Annotated in this window: 23 protein-coding genes, 1 tRNA gene, 1 rRNA gene and 1 riboswitch; of the genes, 7 read left to right on the forward strand and 18 right to left on the reverse strand. The window is 39.8% G+C overall.

All coding sequences use genetic code 11. The features are described 5' to 3' along the window. Positions 1-80 (reverse strand): 16S ribosomal RNA (locus ES896_RS00005); the annotation flags it as partial. A gap of 435 nt (positions 81-515) precedes the next feature. Beyond that, positions 516-618: riboswitch (TPP riboswitch) on the forward strand. A gap of 97 nt (positions 619-715) precedes the next feature. On the opposite strand from ES896_RS00005, the gene thiT reads away from it, so the two are divergent. Beyond that, a complete protein-coding gene (gene thiT / locus ES896_RS00010; protein ID WP_007500615.1) occupies positions 716-1,291 on the forward strand; it encodes an energy-coupled thiamine transporter ThiT in 576 nt (191 codons plus the stop codon). 239 nt (positions 1,292-1,530) lie between these two features. Here thiT and ES896_RS00020 read toward each other — a convergent pair whose 3' ends face one another. After that, a complete protein-coding gene (locus ES896_RS00020; protein ID WP_017367915.1) occupies positions 1,531-2,085 on the reverse strand; it encodes a GNAT family N-acetyltransferase in 555 nt (184 codons plus the stop codon). Between the two features lie 169 nt (positions 2,086-2,254). Here ES896_RS00020 and ES896_RS00025 point away from each other — a divergent pair, with 169 nt between their 5' ends. Genes ES896_RS00025 through ftsW form a run of 3 tightly spaced genes read left to right on the forward strand, consistent with a single transcriptional unit; the run spans position 2,255 to position 5,201 of the window. Then, complete coding sequence (locus ES896_RS00025; RefSeq protein ID WP_025207853.1) at positions 2,255-2,893, forward strand: DUF1232 domain-containing protein; 639 nt, start codon at positions 2,255-2,257, stop codon at positions 2,891-2,893. Positions 2,894-2,907: 14 nt separating this feature from the next. Next, on the forward strand, positions 2,908-4,062 hold the full coding sequence (gene rodA, locus ES896_RS00030; RefSeq protein WP_008344041.1) for a rod shape-determining protein RodA: 1,155 nt from the start codon (positions 2,908-2,910) through the stop codon (positions 4,060-4,062). A gap of 5 nt (positions 4,063-4,067) precedes the next feature. Then, positions 4,068-5,201 (forward strand): putative lipid II flippase FtsW, encoded by a 1,134-nt coding sequence (gene ftsW, locus ES896_RS00035; RefSeq protein ID WP_481747305.1) that lies wholly within the window; start codon positions 4,068-4,070, stop codon positions 5,199-5,201. Positions 5,202-5,232: 31 nt separating this feature from the next. On the opposite strand, the gene ES896_RS00040 is transcribed toward ftsW, so the two are convergent. Together ES896_RS00040 and ES896_RS00045 are read right to left on the reverse strand one after the other, a co-directional pair. Then, entirely contained in the window at positions 5,233-6,780 is a 1,548-nt protein-coding gene (locus ES896_RS00040; RefSeq protein WP_007500611.1) for a flotillin family protein, read from the reverse strand. An 11-nt stretch (positions 6,781-6,791) separates the two neighbouring features. Continuing rightward, entirely contained in the window at positions 6,792-7,322 is a 531-nt protein-coding gene (locus ES896_RS00045; RefSeq protein ID WP_056702380.1) for an NfeD family membrane protein, read from the reverse strand. Positions 7,323-7,527: 205 nt separating this feature from the next. On the opposite strand from ES896_RS00045, the gene ES896_RS00050 reads away from it, so the two are divergent. Further along, a complete protein-coding gene (locus ES896_RS00050) occupies positions 7,528-8,007 on the forward strand; it encodes a DinB family protein (protein ID WP_048002154.1) in 480 nt (159 codons plus the stop codon). Between the two features lie 40 nt (positions 8,008-8,047). On the opposite strand, the gene ES896_RS00055 is transcribed toward ES896_RS00050, so the two are convergent. Continuing rightward, positions 8,048-9,256, reverse strand: a complete 1,209-nt coding sequence (locus tag ES896_RS00055) for an iron-containing alcohol dehydrogenase (protein ID WP_008344050.1) — start codon at positions 9,254-9,256, stop codon at positions 8,048-8,050. Between the two features lie 27 nt (positions 9,257-9,283). Further along, positions 9,284-10,753, reverse strand: a complete 1,470-nt coding sequence (gene betB, locus ES896_RS00060) for a betaine-aldehyde dehydrogenase (protein WP_008344052.1) — start codon at positions 10,751-10,753, stop codon at positions 9,284-9,286. 206 nt (positions 10,754-10,959) lie between these two features. Between betB and cudC the strand changes: the two genes are divergently transcribed. Together cudC and ES896_RS00070 are read left to right on the forward strand one after the other, a co-directional pair. After that, positions 10,960-11,517 (forward strand): choline uptake/conversion transcriptional regulator CudC, encoded by a 558-nt coding sequence (cudC, locus tag ES896_RS00065; RefSeq protein ID WP_060832585.1) that lies wholly within the window; start codon positions 10,960-10,962, stop codon positions 11,515-11,517. A 72-nt stretch (positions 11,518-11,589) separates the two neighbouring features. After that, a tRNA-Ala gene (locus tag ES896_RS00070) sits at positions 11,590-11,662 on the forward strand. Positions 11,663-11,721: 59 nt separating this feature from the next. Here ES896_RS00070 and ES896_RS00075 read toward each other — a convergent pair. From ES896_RS00075 to ES896_RS00130, 12 genes are all read right to left on the reverse strand, one after another. Then, positions 11,722-12,168 carry a hypothetical protein gene (locus tag ES896_RS00075; RefSeq protein ID WP_017359003.1) on the reverse strand — a complete coding sequence of 149 codons (447 nt, stop codon included), beginning with the start codon at positions 12,166-12,168 and terminating at the stop codon, positions 11,722-11,724. Positions 12,169-12,270: 102 nt separating this feature from the next. Further along, positions 12,271-13,092, reverse strand: coding sequence for a peptidoglycan recognition protein family protein (locus ES896_RS00080; RefSeq protein WP_135226201.1), 822 nt, complete (start codon positions 13,090-13,092; stop codon positions 12,271-12,273). A gap of 19 nt (positions 13,093-13,111) precedes the next feature. Further along, on the reverse strand, positions 13,112-13,375 hold the full coding sequence (locus ES896_RS00085) for a phage holin (protein ID WP_008361671.1): 264 nt from the start codon (positions 13,373-13,375) through the stop codon (positions 13,112-13,114). 12 nt (positions 13,376-13,387) lie between these two features. Continuing rightward, complete coding sequence (locus ES896_RS00090; RefSeq protein WP_017367922.1) at positions 13,388-13,600, reverse strand: BhlA/UviB family holin-like peptide; 213 nt, start codon at positions 13,598-13,600, stop codon at positions 13,388-13,390. 36 nt (positions 13,601-13,636) lie between these two features. After that, positions 13,637-13,777 (reverse strand): XkdX family protein, encoded by a 141-nt coding sequence (locus ES896_RS00095; protein WP_017367923.1) that lies wholly within the window; start codon positions 13,775-13,777, stop codon positions 13,637-13,639. Further along, complete coding sequence (locus ES896_RS00100; RefSeq protein ID WP_046526573.1) at positions 13,777-14,097, reverse strand: heme oxygenase-like domain-containing protein; 321 nt, start codon at positions 14,095-14,097, stop codon at positions 13,777-13,779. The genes ES896_RS00095 and ES896_RS00100 overlap by 1 nt, the downstream gene beginning before the upstream one ends. Positions 14,098-14,110: 13 nt before the next feature. Further along, positions 14,111-15,427, reverse strand: coding sequence for a hypothetical protein (locus tag ES896_RS00105; protein ID WP_234922822.1), 1,317 nt, complete (start codon positions 15,425-15,427; stop codon positions 14,111-14,113). A gap of 488 nt (positions 15,428-15,915) precedes the next feature. Continuing rightward, complete coding sequence (locus tag ES896_RS00110) at positions 15,916-17,121, reverse strand: hypothetical protein (protein WP_057079160.1); 1,206 nt, start codon at positions 17,119-17,121, stop codon at positions 15,916-15,918. A gap of 209 nt (positions 17,122-17,330) precedes the next feature. Further along, entirely contained in the window at positions 17,331-17,507 is a 177-nt protein-coding gene (locus ES896_RS00115; protein ID WP_135226203.1) for an XkdX family protein, read from the reverse strand. Further along, the gene (locus tag ES896_RS00120) at positions 17,504-17,833 is read right to left on the reverse strand and encodes an XkdW family protein (RefSeq protein ID WP_047946741.1); all 330 of its coding nucleotides are present in this window, start codon (positions 17,831-17,833) and stop codon (positions 17,504-17,506) included. The genes ES896_RS00115 and ES896_RS00120 overlap by 4 nt, the downstream gene beginning before the upstream one ends. 10 nt (positions 17,834-17,843) lie before the next feature. After that, a complete protein-coding gene (locus ES896_RS00125) occupies positions 17,844-18,716 on the reverse strand; it encodes a hypothetical protein (protein WP_135226204.1) in 873 nt (290 codons plus the stop codon). A 15-nt stretch (positions 18,717-18,731) separates the two neighbouring features. Further along, entirely contained in the window at positions 18,732-19,115 is a 384-nt protein-coding gene (locus ES896_RS00130; protein WP_017359000.1) for a phage tail-collar fiber domain-containing protein, read from the reverse strand. Positions 19,116-19,121: the final 6 nt, after the last annotated feature.

Consider the following 19,121-nt stretch of genomic DNA (forward strand, 5'->3'; position numbering starts at 1 on the left):
CTCCCTTCTGTCCGCTCGACTTGCATGTATTAGGCACGCCGCCAGCGTTCGTCCTGAGCCAGGATCAAACTCTCCGAGGTATGCAGGATGCATATCACACATGCGTTGCTACACGATGTAGCGAACTTAGCATGTGATCATTTCCTGCCTCGCCAGTCTGACTGACTACCTATGATGTATCATAGGATTTTTTATAAAAACTCGAATTAACAGGTACGTTTTGTCTTGTTTAGTTTTCAAAGATCATTTTCGTTATCGCTCAGAAGCGACTTTATTAATATAACATTCTATCAAGATGAAGTCAACAACTTTTTTCTCGAATGTTATTTCTCAACCGCGCTGTTTCAGCGGCGAATACAAATATAACACCTTTTAAAAGAAGAAACAAGTATTTTTTCTAAATAATTTATTTTTCCTGATCTCTTCCTATATATTCGTACAAAAAGGGCTTAACTCCATAATTCACTATTGTTGATCCTGTAGGTCTTTAGTATATTTATAATAGATTGAAATTTAATAACCGCAGGGGGAGCCTCGTGCTGAGAGTGAACAATTCGTTGTTCTGACCCTTTGAACCTGTCAGTTAATACTGAAGTAGGAATGTGGAATCACTTGCATACATGCATTGTATTCAAGCCGATATGTTTTTCTATGAATCACATACTCATCCTGACATGGTCTCTCCTTGCACAATTCGTGAAAAGGGGATTTTTTTATGCAGCAATCAAATCAATTAGTACGACTGATGGAGATCGCCATCATGACTTCTCTTGCACTTGTTTTAGATTATTTATCAGGTCTCTTTTTAAGAATGCCAAACGGCGGGTCAATTGCACTGATCATGATTCCTGTCATTCTCATGTCCATTAGATGGGGCGTGTCTGCTGGATTTATCATCGGTGTGTTAATCGCAGGACTGCAGCTGATGAACAATCCTATTATTGCTACACCTGTACAAGGATTTCTCGATTACTTTGTCGCATCTGTTGTGATTTGTTTAAGCGGGCTATTCTCAGGATCAATTAAAAAAGCCATTCAGGATAAAAAGCGAAAGAAACAATTCTTCTATATTATCCTAGCTGTATTTGTCGCCAGTTTCTTCAGACTGCTGACGTTCTTTATTTCAGGTGTAGTCTTCTTTTCTCATTATGCACCAAAAGGAACACCAGGTTGGGTGTATTCATTAGTTTATAACAGCACATATATGATTCCTTCATTTATCATTTGTAGTATTGTTCTTTGTTTACTCATCCCTAGTGCGTCTCGTTTGGTTTTTCCTCGACAAAAATAACCCAGCTGTTTCAGCGGGTTATTTTTTATGCATAATTTGCTGCTCTATTGAATCTATTAATAGTAGAAGATTTCATGCTGGAGGTACGACAATGAATCCTTACTCCATTATGCTGTGCTGTTACATCCTCAGTCTCGCCTACTTTTTGGCCAGTTTCTATGAGGCATTAAAAATAGCAGGTGTGAAAGGAAAAGTAGAGGCTTCTCCTTTTATATCTTATATTTTACTCGCCACCCTTTTTACTTTTTTCTCTCATTATTACTGGAAGCTGACGATATAATCTGTTGAACATGAGCACTTAGTACAGATAGTTCCCATCCATACCCTATTTCTTCATGGTTCTCACCAGCCAGCTCGAACTGGCTGGTGACGGCAAAACTAGGTTGAAGTTTTTGATAAAATTGCTTAGCTGAATTTTGCTCAAATACCCAGAGCAGCATATTCTGATAGCCTTTCTCTATTAAATAATCCACACCTTTTGCAATCAAAGCCATACCCGCTCCTGATTTCTGTTTTCTCTGCAACAAATAGATGGCATAAAGCTCACCATCATATATTGAATATCTCTCATCACGCTGTTTTCCGAAGGAAGCAAAACCAAATACTCCGTCAGCATCCTCTGCGACAAACGTGCCTTCAAGCGACCTGCTTCTCCAGCTCTCTTCCCGCTCCCCTACATTCAAAGCATCTAAATACTCTTGTGAAATAATGCCGTGATAAGTCGTTTGCCAGCTCTTCACATGAATTTCGGCAATTTTAGGAATATCATTATGTACTGCATGTCTAACCTTCATCTGCACACCCCTTTTAGCCATTTCTTACTCTATGTTTCATATGATAAGTTTCTATTTTATAAAATTCAATCCCTAATGGATATTCGTTGACATTTTGTCAACACCCCTATATATTGGGTACGACTTCTTCTATTGAAGAGTTGAACTTTATGAAAAGGGGAAAGAAGAGATGGAATTTAAAACAACTGAGCTTCGGCAGTTTTTAAAAGAACAACTGCAAATACGTTCTCTTTCATTAAGAGAACTCAGTACACAAACAGAAATTGATAAAGCGACACTGTCTAGAATCATGAACGGAAAAAGAAAACCGACTTTGAACCATTTACAGCGGCTTTCAGATGCTCTACACATTTCTTTAGATCATCTATTGGCCACGGCTGGATTTTCAATTAAAAACGAAAGAGTTCACGGTAATACGTTCATTCAAGCCGTAGAAGAGATTGAGCGAACGCTGAAAGATCATGATGTCTATGACGGGACGTTCAGCGAGAATGAATTGAAACAGAAGCTAAATGAATATGAGACCTATAGTCAATCAGATGAGGGAAAAGAAACAATCTCAGCAAAGTTTGAAAAAAAGATAGATACGATAAGTGGTGTTGGGCCATTTCTTGATCAATTGAAAAGCATGTACTGCTCGTTCATGAGCGGACGGGGTACTTCTCGAGAATTGATGTTGATGGGAGGCGCATTACTTTACTTCATTATGCCCGTTGATTTAATACCAGATTATATTTTTCCGATCGGCTATATTGATGACGCTGCAGCGGTGCAGGTCGTATTAAACCAGCTGACAAATAGGTCATAGCAGGTGACAGAGACATGAAAAAACAGAACAGCATTGACTTCGCATTATTATTCACTGTCATTTGTTTCTTTGTGATCAGCCTGCTGGCTGTGTATAGCGGATCGGGACAGTATGAAACGCAAGATATGTTTTATTTCGTCAAAAGACAAGTTTTCTGGTATATCGTCGGCTTTGGCCTTATGGCGGCAGTTGCTTACTTTGATTATGAACTGCTTGAGCGGTTATCTTTTCGATTATTTGCAGGTGGTCTCTTCCTCATCATTCTCGTTCATTTTTTTGGCACGAATCAAAATGGATCCCAAAGGTGGATCAGCTTGGGGCCCATGAAAGTGCAACCATCAGAATTTATGAAAATTTTTGTCATTCTTCTGTTAGCGGCTATTTTAAATCGATACAAACATCAGCGCTTTTCGTTTAAAGAAAGCATGATTCCTACAATGAACATCATATGCTGGACCGCTGTTCCTTTTTTCCTGATTTTAATTCAGCCAGATTTGGGGACGGCACTTGTGATCTTGTCTATTGCTTTTACACTGATGCTTGTGTCAGGCATTTCAAGTAAGATGATCGCTGCATTAATCGCTTCTTTTCTCGCGCTTCTTGCATTTTTGACCTACTTGCACAATGAACATTTTGAGCACTTTACAAAAGTGATTAAACCTCATCAGCTTGATCGCATTTATGGATGGCTCTCTCCTGATGAATTTGATTCGACATATGGGTATCAACTGAAACAAGCAATGCTTGGCATTGGGTCAGGACAATTATCAGGAAGCGGGTATACAAAAGGAAATCAAGTACAAGGGGGAAATATCCCTGAAGCCCATACAGATTTTATATTTGCAGTCATTGGCGAGGAGTTTGGTTTTATCGGCGCCTCCCTATTGATCTGTTTATATCTTATGATGGTCTATCGAATGATTCATGTGGCTATGCATGCGAATACCCTTTATGGGCTTTATATATGTGCTGGGGTGGTTGGGCTGATCGTCTTTCAAGTCTTCCAAAACGTTGGGATGACAGTAGGGCTAATGCCTGTGACTGGTCTTGCCCTTCCTTTTATCAGCTATGGGGGCAGTGCGCTTTTAACCAATATGATCGCCATTGGCCTTGTGTTTAGTGTCAATCTGAGGTCCTCATCCTACATGTTTGGACGTAACTGGGATTGAAGGTGATGTCATTGATTCTTTCTCACCTAAAAAAAATCGACCACATTCTTGCTGGGACGATTGTTTGTCTTTGTTTCTTTGGATTGCTGATGGTGTACAGTGCGAGTTATCCTTTAGGCGAAATAAAATATGGACAGGGCAGCTACTTCTTCATGAAACAGTGGCAATGGCTTTTGATTGGATTCTTCTTTTTCATCGCTGCGGCCCTGGTTCCATATCAAGTTTACCGTAAATGGATTCGGTGGCTTGTGATGCTGTCACTGTTATGTCTTATCCTTGTCCTGCTTCCAGGAATCGGTGTTGTCAAAAACAATTCACAACGATGGATTCAATTGGGCTCTCTGATCATCCAGCCCTCTGAGGCTGTGAAATTAGTGATGATCATCTATTTTGCCTATGTATATGCAAGGAAACAAGCGTACATTACATCCTTTAAAAAAGGAGTACTGCCTCCACTTCTTCTTTTGAGTCTAGCTTTTTTATTGATTTTAAAACAGCCAGATTTAGGTACAGCAGTTTCTATTTTATTGAGCTGCGGTATCGTCTTATTATGTGCTGGACTTAAAACACGCCACCTCATTCTACTAGGTTCGACGGCTGCGGCAGGGATCACTTTTTTTGCTGTGACCGCTCCTTATCGTTTGAAACGGATCACTTCTTTTCGTGATCCTTTCATGTATGAAGATGGAGATGGTTATCAGCTGATCCATTCTTATCTCGCCATGGATTCAGGAGGACTGACCGGGAATGGTTTAGGCGGAAGCATTCAAAAACTAGGGTTTCTTCCTGAAGCCCATACAGATTTTATTATGGCCATCATTAGTGAAGAGCTGGGAATCATGGGGCTGTTGTTTGTGATGGGTGCCTACCTACTCATCATATATCGCGCCGTTCGAATCGTTCAAGGTTTACAAGATCCATTTGGAAAACTATTAACGATCGGGCTTACTTTTCAAATTATGATTCAAGCAGCCTTTAATCTCGGAGCTGTCTTTGGGCTTCTCCCCATTACAGGCATTCCTCTTCCCTTTATTAGCTACGGCGGATCTTCATTGGTGTTCATGATGATATCTGCAGGCATTCTTGTGAATCTCTCTTCATCTATCAAAAGACACCGGCATGTGCCCCAAGTAAAATAGACACCCTCTATCAGAAGGTGTCTTTTGATTTTTATTCTTCTATTTGACGATCAGCGATTTCTTTTTTTCTTGGCTGTTTGATTTCATTCGTCAGTTCTTGGATGCTTTGTTTCACATTGCCTTTGCCAGAGAAATTCTCAATAATTTCTTTAACATCAATTCCAGAGGAAGCTTTCAGACTTTCTTGAAGACTGGACATAAGGTTTGTCGCATAGCTGGTCACTTTGTTGGCGCCGCTGCCTTCCCCGTTACCACCTGTATCAACAACTGTAATTTTATCAATGTTAGAAAGTGGAGCAGATACTTGTTTCGCATATTCAGGTAGCATTTTCACAATCATATCAAGAATCGCCGCTTGACCATACTGTTCGAATGCTTCTGCAATTTTCTCTTTCGCTTCTGCTTCCGCAAGTCCTTTCAACCTAATGACTTCTGCTTCTGTTTCCCCTTTTGCACGATCGGCTTCCGCTTTGGCAAGCCCGTCAATCCGAACTTTCTCTGCTTCTGCTTTTGCCATTGCTTCAATGCTGTATTTCTTCGCATCTGCTTCTGCAAGACGCTTCGCTTTTTCCGCCGCAGCCGACTGCTCAACAGCATAACGGTCCGCATCTGCTTTCTTTTTCACTTCAGAATCGTATTGACGCTCACGACGCTGGATCTCTTTTTCTTCTAATTCAATTTGCTTCTGACGTTCAATGATTTTGACTTGCATTTCTTGTTCAGTTACGTGCTGACGATTACGAGCTGTTTCAAGATCGTACGCTTGGTCAGCGCTTGCTTTTGCTGTATCTTGTTCACGTCTGAATTCTGCTCTTTTCAGCTCATTGATTTTTTCTGCTTCAGCGATTTCAGTGGCACGCTCAAGCTCAGATTTTTTCGCATCTTTATCTGCTTCTGCACGTTTGATACGTGTTTCTTTATCTGCTTCTGCTGTCGCAATATCTGCATCGCGTTTCACTTGAGCAATTCTAGGTTTACCTAGTGATTCTAAATAGCCATTTTTATCACGGACATCTTTGATTGTAAACGATACAATGACAAGACCCATTTTCGCTAGATCTTGAGAAGCGACACGCTGTACTTCTTGAGAAAATTTCTCTCTGTTTTTATAAATCTCTTCAACTGTCATTGACCCTAAAATGGAGCGAAGGTGTCCTTCTAGTACTTCTCTTGCTTCATTTTCACGATCTTCTTTTGTTTTCCCTAAAAACTGCTCTGCCGCAGTGGCGATTTCTTCAATTGATCCGCCAATTTTAATGATCGCCGTTCCATCGGCCATGACTGGTACACCTTGTTCAGTATAGACTTCAGGCGTTGAAACATCTAGCTTGCTAGATAGTAAGCTGAGCGGCTCTGCTTGTTGAAAAACAGGGAGTACAAAGGTACCTCCACCTCTTACAATCTTAATCTTGTTTCCACCTTCATCCACGTGGACATTTTTACTTCCGAGGTAACTTCCTGTGACGATTAATGCTTCATCTGGACCAGCTGTCCGGTATTTCGAAACAAATACACCAATAAGTGCAATGAGAATCACAAGCACAATTCCAATAATAATTAATATGGTTGTTCCTGGCATAGCATTCCCTCCTAGATTTCTTCATTTGGTATAACAGATAACACGCCTTTGTTCACTTCGACGACCAGCACCCGGGTTCCATATGGAATCTCCTCTTCGTCGAAACTGACGGCAGGCTTTGAGATTTTCCCGCTGTTACTAATTAACAGCACTTCTCCAAACCCATCTTTTGGTACAGATACAATGATCTCCCCAGTTCTTCCTTTTAGGTCGGCCTCCGTATATGAAAGAGATTCTTCAGCAGAGGAAAGCGGGACTAAGACAAATACATTTAAACAAGTAACGAGAACCACTGCGAGAATGGTAGATAATACTGCGCCAAGTCCACTTCCTACAATTGCTGTTTTTTCAGAGATAAATCCTCCAGCCGAGAAAAAGGTAAGAAATGCGAGGATCAATGTTGGTTGAAGGAACGGGACAGGAATCGCTTCAAACAATCCATCAAATACATCGCCAAAAAAGACGAAAACAAGCGTCAGGATTCCTGATACCATCAATATGTATAAGTACAGCGTCTGAAGAGGCAGCCCAAACACATCCATCTTCCTCACCCTTTCTTTATGAAATGAGCAGCCTTTCATTCATTTAGACCATGCTCACATCCAAGTGTATTCCTTCTAACAGGTAATACGAACCACTTTTGTAAAGGTTTCAAATTTCCTCACAATTCTTCAAAGGAATTCAACGATAGCTCAAGAATGATTGTCATGTACCAGTATGTTAAAATTTGATCTTGAGGTGATGAAAATGAGTTTATTACATGATGCAAGACAAGAATTGTGGCAAGAGCTGCAAGGTTTGAACGAAGAACAATTGAATCAAAAATTATCTGATGATACTTGGAGTATTCAAGAGGTGGCAGATCATTTAAAGAAAATGGACCTAATTTCAGCAAAACATCTAGCTGCCGAGGGGAAAAAAGCACCGATTAAAGAATATGAGCCAAAGCCGGTGGAAATGGCAGAGGATCGTTCAAAAAAAGCCACTGCGCCTAGTATTGTTGAGCCAGAGCGCAAGCATGTGACACCTACACATTTAAAAGATGAGCTTGATACAGCTCGTGAGAAATTAAATCAAATTTTATCAACGTTTACAGAGGAAGATTTCAAACGCGTGATTGCACATCCTGTGTTTGAAGAACTTTCATTAAAGCAATACCTTGATTTTATCGGCGCACATGAAAAGCGCCATATTCATCAAATTAAAGAAATTAAAGAACAGCTATAAGATGTAAAAAAGACTCCCTTTTGGGAGCCTTTTTTCATTGTTACACTGTTTTAGGTGTTAAATCAAAGCAGCGAGCGTAAATCCAGTTGTATGCTTTTTCGTTGAGGTCTCTTGGGTTTCCAACTGTTTGCGGATCTTTCATTGCTTCTTTAGATAAACGGTCGATCATATCTTTTGGTACACCTTGTTCTTCTAATGAAGGAACTTCTAGGTCTTCCACTAAATCATACATCCAATTCACTGCTGCTTTTGCAGCTTCCTCTGTTGTCATTCTGCTTGTATCAATTCCGAATGCTTGCGCAATTCGAGCGAACTTCTCTGGGTACCCTTTCCAGTTATATTCCATGACAGGTCCCATCATTGCCGCTACACATTGGCCATGTGCGACAGGAATAATACCCCCAAGCGTTTGACTCATCGCATGGGCTGCACCAGCTGATTCACTTCCATAGGAAAGTCCTGCAAGCATCGCAGCTTGTGCCATTCCATATCTTGCTTCTAAATCCTCTCCATCAGCAAAGGCACGGCGAATATAATGAGCAGCATATTCAATGGCCATGAGCGCTACCGCATCTGTAATTGGCTGAGCAAACTTCATCGTATAGCATTCGATCGCGTGCGCAAGCGCATCGATACCCGTCATAGCCGTCACATGCGGCGGCATAGATACATGAAGCTCAGGGTCAATCACTGTTAGGTGAGCTGCAATGAGTGGGCCACCTGTGTTGAATTTGAATTCCCTTTCTTCGTCAGTAATCACTGCCCACTGCGTGACCTCTGAACCTGTACCAGCCGTTGTCGGAATTGTGGTTAACGGAGGGATTCTATTTTCAAGCGGTTTTTTCCCCTCAGCCGCTTCGTAATCAAGAACTGATCCTTCATGAGTCGCTTCCACACCAATAGCCTTCGCTGTATCCATTGAGCTTCCGCCGCCTACTGCGACTAAACCATTACAGCCTTCTTTTTCATATAACGCAGATCCTTCATTCACTAAACGGACTGGCGGGTTTGGTTCTACTTTATTAAATAGAACCACATCAACTTGCGCTTCTTTTAATGAAGCAATCACTGGATCTACAACACCTGCTTGATAAATACCAGGATCTGTGACAAGCAATACCTTTGAAACGCCGTATGCTTTCACTTCTTCCCCAACATGTTTCACTGCCCCAATGCCATGCTTGATGACAGTCGGAATTTCAAACGTATGGAATTTTTGCATGCTTTCAATTTTCATATTTAAAGTCATATAGAATCTCCTCCAGATAAGTGATATTTATTTAAACCAATGAACCGCTTCTGGTTTTGTATTTCGATATAAATGTTTTAGTTCCGTATATTCTTCAAGGCCCGTACGTCCTAATTCACGTCCAAGACCTGATTGTTTATACCCGCCCCACGGTGCTTGGGCAAAATAAGGATGGAAGTCGTTGATCCATACCGTGCCTAATCTTAATTGACGAGCCACTCGTTCGGCTTTGCCGATATCAGAAGACCACACCGCTCCTGCTAAACCATAAATCGTGTCATTTGCCAGCTCGATGACTTCTTCCTCTGATCGGAAGGATTCGACAGTGAGGACTGGTCCAAACACTTCTTCCTGTACAATTCGCATGTCTGATGTACAGCCTGAGAAAATCGTCGGCAAGTAGAAGAACCCTTTTTGAAGCTCCTCTGCTTCAGGTCGTTTCCCACCTGTTTCTAATGTTGCGCCTTCGTCTAAACCGATGCTGACGTATTTTTCTACTTTTTCTCGATGCTCAGCTGAGATGAGCGGTCCGCTCTGGGTTCCTTCATCAAAGCCGTTGCCTAGCTTGATTTTTTTCGTACGCTTCACCAGTTCTTCTAAAAATTCATCATGAATAGATTCTTCCACTAACAAGCGTGAACCTGCTGAACACACTTGCCCTGCATGGAAAAACACAGCATTCATTGCCTGGTCAACCGCTACGTCTAAATCAGCATCTTGAAAGACGATATTCGGGTTTTTCCCGCCGAGCTCAAGGGCGATTTTCTTCACATTCCCGCTGGCTCCCTGCATGATTTTCTTACCTGTTTCAATACCGCCTGTGAATGAAATTAAATCGACTTGGTCATTGACAGCCAGCTCATCTCCAACAGTTGCTCCAGGTCCAAGTACTAAGTTGGCAACGCCTGCTGGAACACCCGCTTCTTCCATAAGTTTGAAAACTTTGATCGTGGTTAATGGTGTAATTTCACTTGGCTTTAGTACGATTGTATTTCCAGCTGCAAGTGCAGGAGCGATTTTCCAGCTCGCTTGAAGCAATGGATAGTTCCAAGGAGTGATTTGACCGCATACACCGACAGGTTCTCGGACTAATTCACTTTTTGAGTTTGGAATAGGCGATGCAATGATTTCCCCGCCATCCTTATCAGCAAGCCCCGCATAATATTGGAACACGTTCGCAATATCGTCCATATCCGCTTTGCTTTCTTCTAATGTTTTGCCGGTATCAAGTGATTCTAATTTGGCTAATTCATCTAGGTCTCGCCTAATCAATTCAGCAATTTTAAACACAATATTTCCTCTTTCAAGTCCAGGCATGTTTGCCCAATCACCTTGATCGAAGGTTTTTCTCGCTGCCTTAATGGCTAACTGCGCGTCATTTCTTGATCCTTCACTGACTGTCGCGATCACTTCTTGATTAAATGGATTGATGATATCTCTTGTGTCGCCACTCTTAGCGCCAACCCATTGTCCATCGATAAATAGTGTTTGACTCATAGAAGGAACCTCCTCTGATTCTCTTTGGTAAGTTTGTTAAATAAAAATTTAACGTTCTGAACATAATTAACTTAACATGTTCAAATTTTTCTGTCAAAGGGGGATATGCTTCTTTTATTTTGACATTTTGCATTCTTTCGTTAACATATAGTCCATAAAGATTTTTTTGAACGTATTGAATTCACTTAATAGAAAGCAGGGACAAGATGAAAAAGCAGGAACAGCCACAAGCAGAAGAACGCATTTTAGCTGCTAAAGATCTCGTCATTGATTCCATCGCTGAAACAATGGATCTCTATGGCATTACTAGAAGTGCGGGTATTCTATATGGGACGATGTATTTAAATGAGGAAATGACGCTGGATGAAATGCGTGAAGAGCTGCAAATGAGTAAGCCTAGTATGAGTACGGGTGTGAAAAAACTGCAAGACATGAATATTGTCAAAAAGACCTTTCACCGTGGCCGAAGAAAACACAGCTTTGTTGCTGAGAAAGACTTTTTTAAGTTTTTCATGAACTTCTTCCCGCAAAAATGGGAACGAGAGGTCGAGGTTAATCTAGCAGCGATTGAAGAAGCGCAAGAACGCCTTCAAGGTGTAGCTCGTGATGATCAGGCGGAGGAACATGAAAGAGAGGAAGCGAAACAGCTCATTGAACAGCTTGAAAGCTCAAAAGCCTACTACGACTGGCTTAGACGATTAGCCCACTCGGTTCATTCGGGAGACATCTTTGACTATATTCCGATTGATCAGAAAGAAAAATAGCCGGGGTGTTTGTGTTTTACAGCTTGAATTTTACAGGAGGATTGATTATAATAAGTTATGTCGTAACACATCGGGGCATTAGCTCAGCTGGGAGAGCGCTACGCTGGCAGCGTAGAGGTCAGCGGTTCGATCCCGCTATGCTCCATTATCAAAAGCCTATCCAATGATGGATAGGCTTTTTCATTTGATTTTACTCATAAAAGCTTATTTGTCTGGTTCTTGAATTTGATAACCAAAGACTCCTTTTATCTCAACATCCCCACAGCCTTCTTTTTTGGTCAGTTTAATACCATGGGGTCTATAAATGTAGCGCCCACTTGATAAAATTCGGTCTGTTGCACTTAGATCATATTGGTTACCTGTATACTCTTTGACTGATGACGGAAAATCCGTTCCTGATAAGGATGTTCTGTAGAGTGTCACCTCTAAAGTACAACCCTCTGCATTTAGTATAGAAAATTGGTAGCCATAAGTAGATGGATATTGTTCAGGATTATTTTGACCTCCTGGTACCCACAGATCTTTTTCCTGTTCCGTCATGATGAAATCAACTTCTACTTCTCGATAAATGGTCTTAGCTGCAACCTTTTCCATATTAAAATGGAACATGACAATGAAACAAAGAGACATCATTACACATATCCGCTTCATACAACCCCTCCATTCATTTTTACCATTATACAACAAATAACGCCAAAAATGGTTTTATTTTACTTTATTATAATAGATAAGGGTTGATTCATTCCATATGTGTTAACTTTCTATGACCTTACTTAATGTTTTTTTGGTCTTTGGACCATAAATGCCATCTGGGGTTAACCCATGCATCATTTGAAATCGAGACACTGCATTCGCAGTCTTGGGTCCGTAGTACCCATCGATTCCATTATTGATCGCTCCCTTATCAGGATAAAAATAAATCGATGCTAAGGCTTGTTGTACAGCTTTTACAGCTGACCCTTTTGTAAGAGGCTTCGTCACTTTTAAAATACCTGCAGGCAAACTGTATGTTTTTTTGACCTTGTTGGTTTTAGATGTTGATCTCGTTGATATGGTTTTGATAGATGTTTCTTTCACAGGTTTAGCTGTTGTCATTTGACTGGTAGATGCTGATGCAATACCAGCTTTGAAGCCATCCCACCGATTTAACAGCTTACGCGGACACTCCTTCCCGCTCCAATGCTTATGTGGCACCACGTTAGATAAAGGAATTCCTAAATCCCCCATCAGTTTTCGAATAAGCCATTGGGCGTTTTTAACAGCCTGTTCAAAGTTAGCGCCTGCATTTTCACAAATTTCAATTCCAATTGATTTCATATTGCCGGTTCCCCTGCCATCTCCTGCGTGCCAGCCATTTTCGTTTAGTGGCAAATGCTGATAAATGACCTGATCATCGACCGTGTAGTGCCAGCTAACCCCGGTACTTGCCCGAGCAACAAATGCTGCATGATTTGCCGCATCAGCCCCCCGTCCAGTGTTCGATGTATTATGCACCGTAATATAGAGCGGCTTCATACTGTTTCCTGGCCTGTTGCGATTTTGTTTTGGGATGAGTGCTTGAATGATCTTCACCATATTGTTTCTCCTTCAAAAATTATTTTGTTAACCCTCTTTGTTTCAGGGCATCTTTTTGCAATTGACCTTTATAGGTCACATAATTATTTTTAAACCAAGCGATCACGGCAGTGACCATAGTGAAAATTGTGGAACCTGCCACATATAGTGCCTCTCCTACGGTTTGCACTTGCTCCTCGCTAATCGGCAGCACCGTTTGTCCAAACATGACAAGCGTTTGGTTGATAAGCGCAATAAAAAGAAGCACTGTGCGAATCACAGTGCCTTTGTCGAATGTTTTCATGATGTTTTCCTCCTATTTTAAATTCCGTTCAATTTTATCGAGCTTGTCGATCACGACGTCATACTTCTCACTAAACTTTGCTAACACATCATTTTGTGCCTCGATTTGCTCATTGAGTTTGTTTTCTCGTTCTTTTGTTGTGTTGAGAACATAAAACAGAATCCAGCAAAAGAGAACGGCGAATGGGCCTTGTGTCATTAAGTTTTGAACGACATCTACTTCCATTTGAATCACCTTCTTTCCGGCAAAAAAATAAAGCCATTAGGCTTCGTATATTTCTCCAGTTATATTTTGATAGTCTTCTGCCGAGATCCAGCCAATGCTTACATAAAATGCAATGTCCTCTGGGCCGTAACACTGCCAGTCCCAGAATTGTTTGATATCCGCTACAGTTGGAAACATCAATCTGAAGCACCTACTTTTTGCATAGCTAATAGCTGCGTTAATTGTTTTGATAACAAAGCATTTTGTTTCTTTAAAAGTTCTATATCACTTGGCGGGAGAAGGGCCGGTTTTAAGCTGTCTATATACTCTTGGGTCGCTGATTCATACCATTGTTGTTTTTTCACATCAAATGCAGCCTTATAAAAAGAAGGATTATTGGGTGGTGCAATTGTTGTGCATTGCTCTGGAATAATATAATTTCCTTCATCATCCCTTTCGAACACTTCGATAGGTCTGATCAATTCATTTTGCTGATTGTATTCATAGGCTTCTATCATTTGTATCACTTCCTTAATTTAATGGAACAACCATGTCTAAATAGTAGCCAGTTACTGCACTGTTATTCACTGCATGTAAACCAGTTAGTTTTAGCTCTCCTGTATTATAGATATATAATTTACTATGACCCGTTGTACCTGATACGGGAACTGATACTACTATGCCTTTATCGGGTAATCCTGTATTTGGAATACTTCCACAGATCACTTCTCTATTTGCTATTAGGTGACCCCTCAACAATAATAAGTTTCCCCATTTAACATATTGGACCGCTCTGTCTCCAATAGAGGAACCATTGACTAGTGTGACATCTAGCCACTTGACACTTTCAAAATCAGCATCAGTCACTAATTTTTTCCAACCTTTAAATACACCGTCTGTATGAACAGTACCAAACCAATGAGTGTTGTCATAACTTCTAATGACATGAATAGTCTTTCTACCATTTACCGTTTCTAAGATATCTATATTAAACCAAGAAGAATCATTATCGACAGGCATATTTACAACATTAGATCCTACTGCAAAGTAAAAGCCGGATGGCAGCGTTAAAATATCAGTTCCTATTGACATGGAAAGTCTTAATCCCTTTGAATTTAATAGGTTATGGTCATTAAGACGTTTCCAACCGCTCCACTCTTGTTGTGTACCCGTTACATCAGTTGTTGAACGGTTAATATAGACATCTCCTGTATTGTTTGCACCGATGACCCATCCATAGGTATTTTCACTAAAAACAGACAAAGCCCTCATTGAACTTCTTGTCGGAAGATCTGGATGTGCTTCATGAATGTACCATGAATGAACTCCCGGCAATTTTATCAGCTTATCTAAAATACTAGGATCATCTGCATTAATTCTTTCAAAAGCTTTTCCATCGTCAGCAGTAATTTTAGACAATTGTCCTGCATTCCATTTGTTTTTTTCATTTTGAGTCGGCATTTGCATCCAGTTGATTCCGATGTCATTCACATGATAGGAAAAACAAAATGAGTTGCCTGATGTATCAATTGCAATTCCTACGCCAATATTATTTTGACCTACAAACTGAAAGCCTCTTAGTGCAGCATTGCCTATAGCTGGGGAATCGACTACTCCAGAACCACCTGGCGCATAAAATGAGCAAGCCCCTAGCGCTTTAATTCCCTCATAGATACTGCCACCAGCAGGAATATTGATCAATTGGGACCCGTTATCATTTGTCAGTTTATATAGCTGAGATTCGTTCCATTTTTTCTTTTCTGAACCAGATACGTGAGGAATTGGATCTCTCGTATGAAGGTTGAATTGTTCTAGTAGTTCCTGATCATTTTCAATTAAAATTTTCACTAAATCGTTAAAGAGATCTGCATGAGCTTTATCGCTCGTCTTAAAAGGTTGAGGTGTTTTTATGATCTTATTCTCCTTCCAAAAAACATTACGAATTAGGTGATGTTATGATAAAAATCAGTTATTTCACTTCGTTCTTAGATTTGGAACCAAACGTGATGAATTCATTAGGATTCAAGTCATTAGAACAATATTAAGTACATATTTTTTAAATATCCTGATTTTTATAATATTAATTTGTCACGTCTGCCCTTACCTATGATTAACGCCACTCCAATAAAGTGGATCGATTGCATGGGTCTATTCCCTTCCTTTATTCCTGCAATTTGACCCAATAATTTTAACAACATGTATTGTGCATTGAGTTTCTGTTCTCGTTCCTTTGTTGTATTGAACACATAAAATAGAATCTAGTAAAAGTGAACGTCATTAAGTTTTGAACGACAGCTTCCACCGATTTGCACACACACTTTATTTTTCAAATAATCCTACCTTAGCTGTGACAAAGTAACATAAGCCCTATTTACTGTAATAGTTCTTCCAGTGTTTTTGGGTGTAATATAAAATGTTAACTTATCCCCCGCTTTAAACTTTTGTTGAAGGTACAATACACATATACTTGATGAGATAACAGGATTCCAATTACCTAATCGTTGAAATTCTGTACCATTCACATAACATGACAAAATGCTATCTGATCCAACAGGAATGTTATTGCTATTAAGATAAAGCCTAATTAAATACAGACCATTATTTTTCAGTGTAATTTCAGCTCGCGAACGATTATACTCTCCTAAATCGTCTGATCTTGTATCACCAAAATTCAGTTTTGTTGGAACATTTTCAACGGCTGATACAGAAGAATTATCGAGATCATACGTATCAACAAAAGAAGTATTATCCATATCCTCCTTTGTTAAAACACGTTTCCAGCCTTGCCACCCCAAATTTAAATCAAGATAATTTGTATACATGTAATTGTTATAATCTATTGCTATGACCCATCCAAATGTACCTTTTCCATTACTATCTTGAGAAGTAAAATGATACATACCACGACATGATCTTGTAGTTGGGCTGTTTAATGCTTTACCTGTGGCATAAAATGTACCATGCTTCGGGCCTAAAGAAACAACCTTTTCAAGTAAATCTTCACCATCTGAAACAGATAGAATCACCCCTCCATTATCTGAAGTAATCTTAGACAATTGCCCATCATTCCATTTATTTCTTTCAGCATTTGACGGGAGCTTTGTCCAGTTAATAGTAGTATCTGCAGCATTATAGTAAAAACTATAAGCATTACCAGCAATATCTACAGCAAAGCCAGTACCAATGTTATCTTGGCCTACTGTCTGTAATCCTCTCAATGAAAGATTTGATGGGGAATCTTCGACTCCAGAAGCTGCATAAAAAGTACACGTTCCTTTTCCTTTTATCATATCAAAAATCCTAGCATCAGCTCGCACATTAATTAAATGACTTCCATTATCCGCTGTAATTTTATAGCCCTGAGAATCGTTCCATTTTTTCTTTTCTGCTTCAGATGCATGTGGATTTATATCTATCATATGTTGATTGATTGACTCTAATAGACCCACATCATTGTCAAGAAAAGCCTCAACCATGTCATTAAATAGATCAGCATGGGCTTTATCAGTTGTTTTAAAAGTGCGTGGTGTCTTAATCTCCATGATCATTCTCCTTTCAAATCTATTATCACTATACGCTTCCTTCCACTATATAATGTTATCTAATCACTCTGTGAATCATCACATTTCTGCTTTTTTGTATTAGCTGCTGTATTCTCGCATCATTTGTATGTTTTAAGAACTGCTCTAATATCGTTCTCAAGTAGTGCTTTGAACATGTCATTGAAAAATCAGGTATGGTCCTTTTATTTCTATTCAGTTTTCACTCTTAATGCTTGTTTTATTTCTTGCAACTGCTCTAAAGTGAGCATCCTTTGCTCATATCCTGCATTTAGATCTTCCATCGAACAATCACCTAATTCAACTGCTTCTTTAACTAATTCAGGTGTCACCCATTGGAAATATAATGCCATAACCCAATAATTCATGTTTCACTCTCTCCTTTAATGAAAAGGATCTCATTTTTTAGCACCTTTAGTTCATTTGTTAGAAGATCACATTGGTGTTCAAGCTGTTTTCTCACTAGCTTTTCTTTGGCTACTTCTTGTGCTAGATAATCTAGTGGAAGAGGTGGTTCATACCTCGGGTTGGCTTGGGATTCCTCCCACCATTTTTTCAACTCTTCTACCGTTGGCTTTGGCACATCTAGATGCCACTCGTTTAAATACGAACCATCGCCATCATTTCTTAGTTCAAAATCTTTTTGCGGGTCCGCATCGGGGTATTTATACTTAATGGCTTCATATAAAATCATCTGAATCCTCCTACACTCTCGGGAAATTGCGGCCGCCTAATTCCGTAATATCGAAATAGTTGTACCAACCTGAATTATCAGATATATAACGATCAGAATTTCCCGCATAGCCTATATACATGTAAATTTCAACGTAATCTCCTTTATTAGCTGGAACATTCGCAGCCCCATATAAACCTATATCAAGTTTTGCCGTTTCAGAGGGTGTGGCAGGGAGATGTCTATAATGAGATATATTTTTATAATTTTTACCATTTAAAAAAATAGACAGCTCAAAATTTGCATACATTTGAACCGTCTCAATATAGACTCCAGCGTTTACTAGATACATTCCGTTTTCCGGACAAATAAAACGACTATTTTTTATATCAAAATTATTGTGACTATCTTTGATTTTTCGATTAAAAAGGATTTTTTGTCGCTCAGCATTATTAAGCAACTGCTTACCAGTTGTACCAATGTTCGTATGAAGAAAACCAGAGATTTTGTGCCACTCTGTCCACCCTGAGGCTATATACCATTGTCTAAACCAAATACCAGTACTAGTAAAATAACTAGTTGTTTCATTACCGTTGCCATAATAATATTGTATAAAACGATACTCATTCATTTTTTCGTTCTTCACAAAACCTAATTTTGTAGGATATCCGGTATCATTCGCTATAGCCATCAACGTAATCCCATTTGGATATTGCTCACCGCTGACTGATGCATCTTGAATGGCTTGATCGCCTTTTAAAATGAACAAGCTTTCATTTGTGATTCCTTCTATTTGTCTACTGAGCGCATTGTCATTCTCCACAAGTGTATCGACCATCCGGTTAAATAAGTTGGCATGGGCTTTGTCAGAGGTTTCAAACGGTAAAGGTGATTTTATGTCCACTTCTTTTCCCCTCCATTAATAAATATCATCAATCTCAAAAACAAATTCGATGTCGCCGTCTTTTTGTTTGTCTGTCATGGTGCGGATGGCGGTGAATTTGCCGGCTTCGTCGACAAGGGCTAGTTCATTGATGACTTCGCCTGCTAGTTCTCCTTCAGCGATGGTGCAGGTGTAGCGGATTTTTGCCGGTTCCATGAAGGTAAACGAGTCAATATTTTTTTGAATCAGTTCTTTTTTGAGTGCTTGTTCGGTTCCGTCAAGAGAGATCGGTTTTCCATCCTTTGTTCCTCCATTTCCGAACGCCATTTTGACGACTTTTGTGAGTTTTGTTCCTTCTGCTCGTGCCTTTGCCATTTGTTGACGTGCATATAGTGTGGTTACGGTTAATTGATCAGCCATTGTGAT

Source organism: Bacillus sp. 005/A4HT-01/001 (genome assembly GCF_004634445.1).
Taxonomy (GTDB): Bacteria; Bacillota; Bacilli; order Bacillales; family Bacillaceae; genus Bacillus; species Bacillus altitudinis.

Bases quoted from the DNA above. Each gene is read 5' to 3' on its own strand.
- thiT (WP_007500615.1), top strand. From the start codon at position 716: ATGCAGCAATCAAATCAATTAGTACGACTGATGGAGATCGCCATCATG.
- ES896_RS00020 (WP_017367915.1), bottom strand. From the start codon at position 2,085: ATGAAGGTTAGACATGCAGTACATAATGATATTCCTAAAATTGCCGAA.
- ES896_RS00025 (WP_025207853.1), top strand. From the start codon at position 2,255: ATGGAATTTAAAACAACTGAGCTTCGGCAGTTTTTAAAAGAACAACTG.
- rodA (WP_008344041.1), top strand. From the start codon at position 2,908: ATGAAAAAACAGAACAGCATTGACTTCGCATTATTATTCACTGTCATT.
- ftsW (WP_481747305.1), top strand. From the start codon at position 4,068: ATGTCATTGATTCTTTCTCACCTAAAAAAAATCGACCACATTCTTGCT.
- ES896_RS00040 (WP_007500611.1), bottom strand. From the start codon at position 6,780: ATGCCAGGAACAACCATATTAATTATTATTGGAATTGTGCTTGTGATT.
- ES896_RS00045 (WP_056702380.1), bottom strand. From the start codon at position 7,322: ATGGATGTGTTTGGGCTGCCTCTTCAGACGCTGTACTTATACATATTG.
- ES896_RS00050 (WP_048002154.1), top strand. From the start codon at position 7,528: ATGAGTTTATTACATGATGCAAGACAAGAATTGTGGCAAGAGCTGCAA.
- ES896_RS00055 (WP_008344050.1), bottom strand. From the start codon at position 9,256: ATGACTTTAAATATGAAAATTGAAAGCATGCAAAAATTCCATACGTTT.
- betB (WP_008344052.1), bottom strand. From the start codon at position 10,753: ATGAGTCAAACACTATTTATCGATGGACAATGGGTTGGCGCTAAGAGT.
- cudC (WP_060832585.1), top strand. From the start codon at position 10,960: ATGAAAAAGCAGGAACAGCCACAAGCAGAAGAACGCATTTTAGCTGCT.
- ES896_RS00075 (WP_017359003.1), bottom strand. From the start codon at position 12,168: ATGAAGCGGATATGTGTAATGATGTCTCTTTGTTTCATTGTCATGTTC.
- ES896_RS00080 (WP_135226201.1), bottom strand. From the start codon at position 13,092: ATGGTGAAGATCATTCAAGCACTCATCCCAAAACAAAATCGCAACAGG.
- ES896_RS00085 (WP_008361671.1), bottom strand. From the start codon at position 13,375: ATGAAAACATTCGACAAAGGCACTGTGATTCGCACAGTGCTTCTTTTT.
- ES896_RS00090 (WP_017367922.1), bottom strand. From the start codon at position 13,600: ATGGAAGTAGATGTCGTTCAAAACTTAATGACACAAGGCCCATTCGCC.
- ES896_RS00095 (WP_017367923.1), bottom strand. From the start codon at position 13,777: ATGTTTCCAACTGTAGCGGATATCAAACAATTCTGGGACTGGCAGTGT.
- ES896_RS00100 (WP_046526573.1), bottom strand. From the start codon at position 14,097: ATGATAGAAGCCTATGAATACAATCAGCAAAATGAATTGATCAGACCT.
- ES896_RS00110 (WP_057079160.1), bottom strand. From the start codon at position 17,121: ATGGAGATTAAGACACCACGCACTTTTAAAACAACTGATAAAGCCCAT.
- ES896_RS00115 (WP_135226203.1), bottom strand. From the start codon at position 17,507: ATGAATTATTGGGTTATGGCATTATATTTCCAATGGGTGACACCTGAA.
- ES896_RS00120 (WP_047946741.1), bottom strand. From the start codon at position 17,833: ATGATTTTATATGAAGCCATTAAGTATAAATACCCCGATGCGGACCCG.
- ES896_RS00130 (WP_017359000.1), bottom strand. From the start codon at position 19,115: ATGGCTGATCAATTAACCGTAACCACACTATATGCACGTCAACAAATG.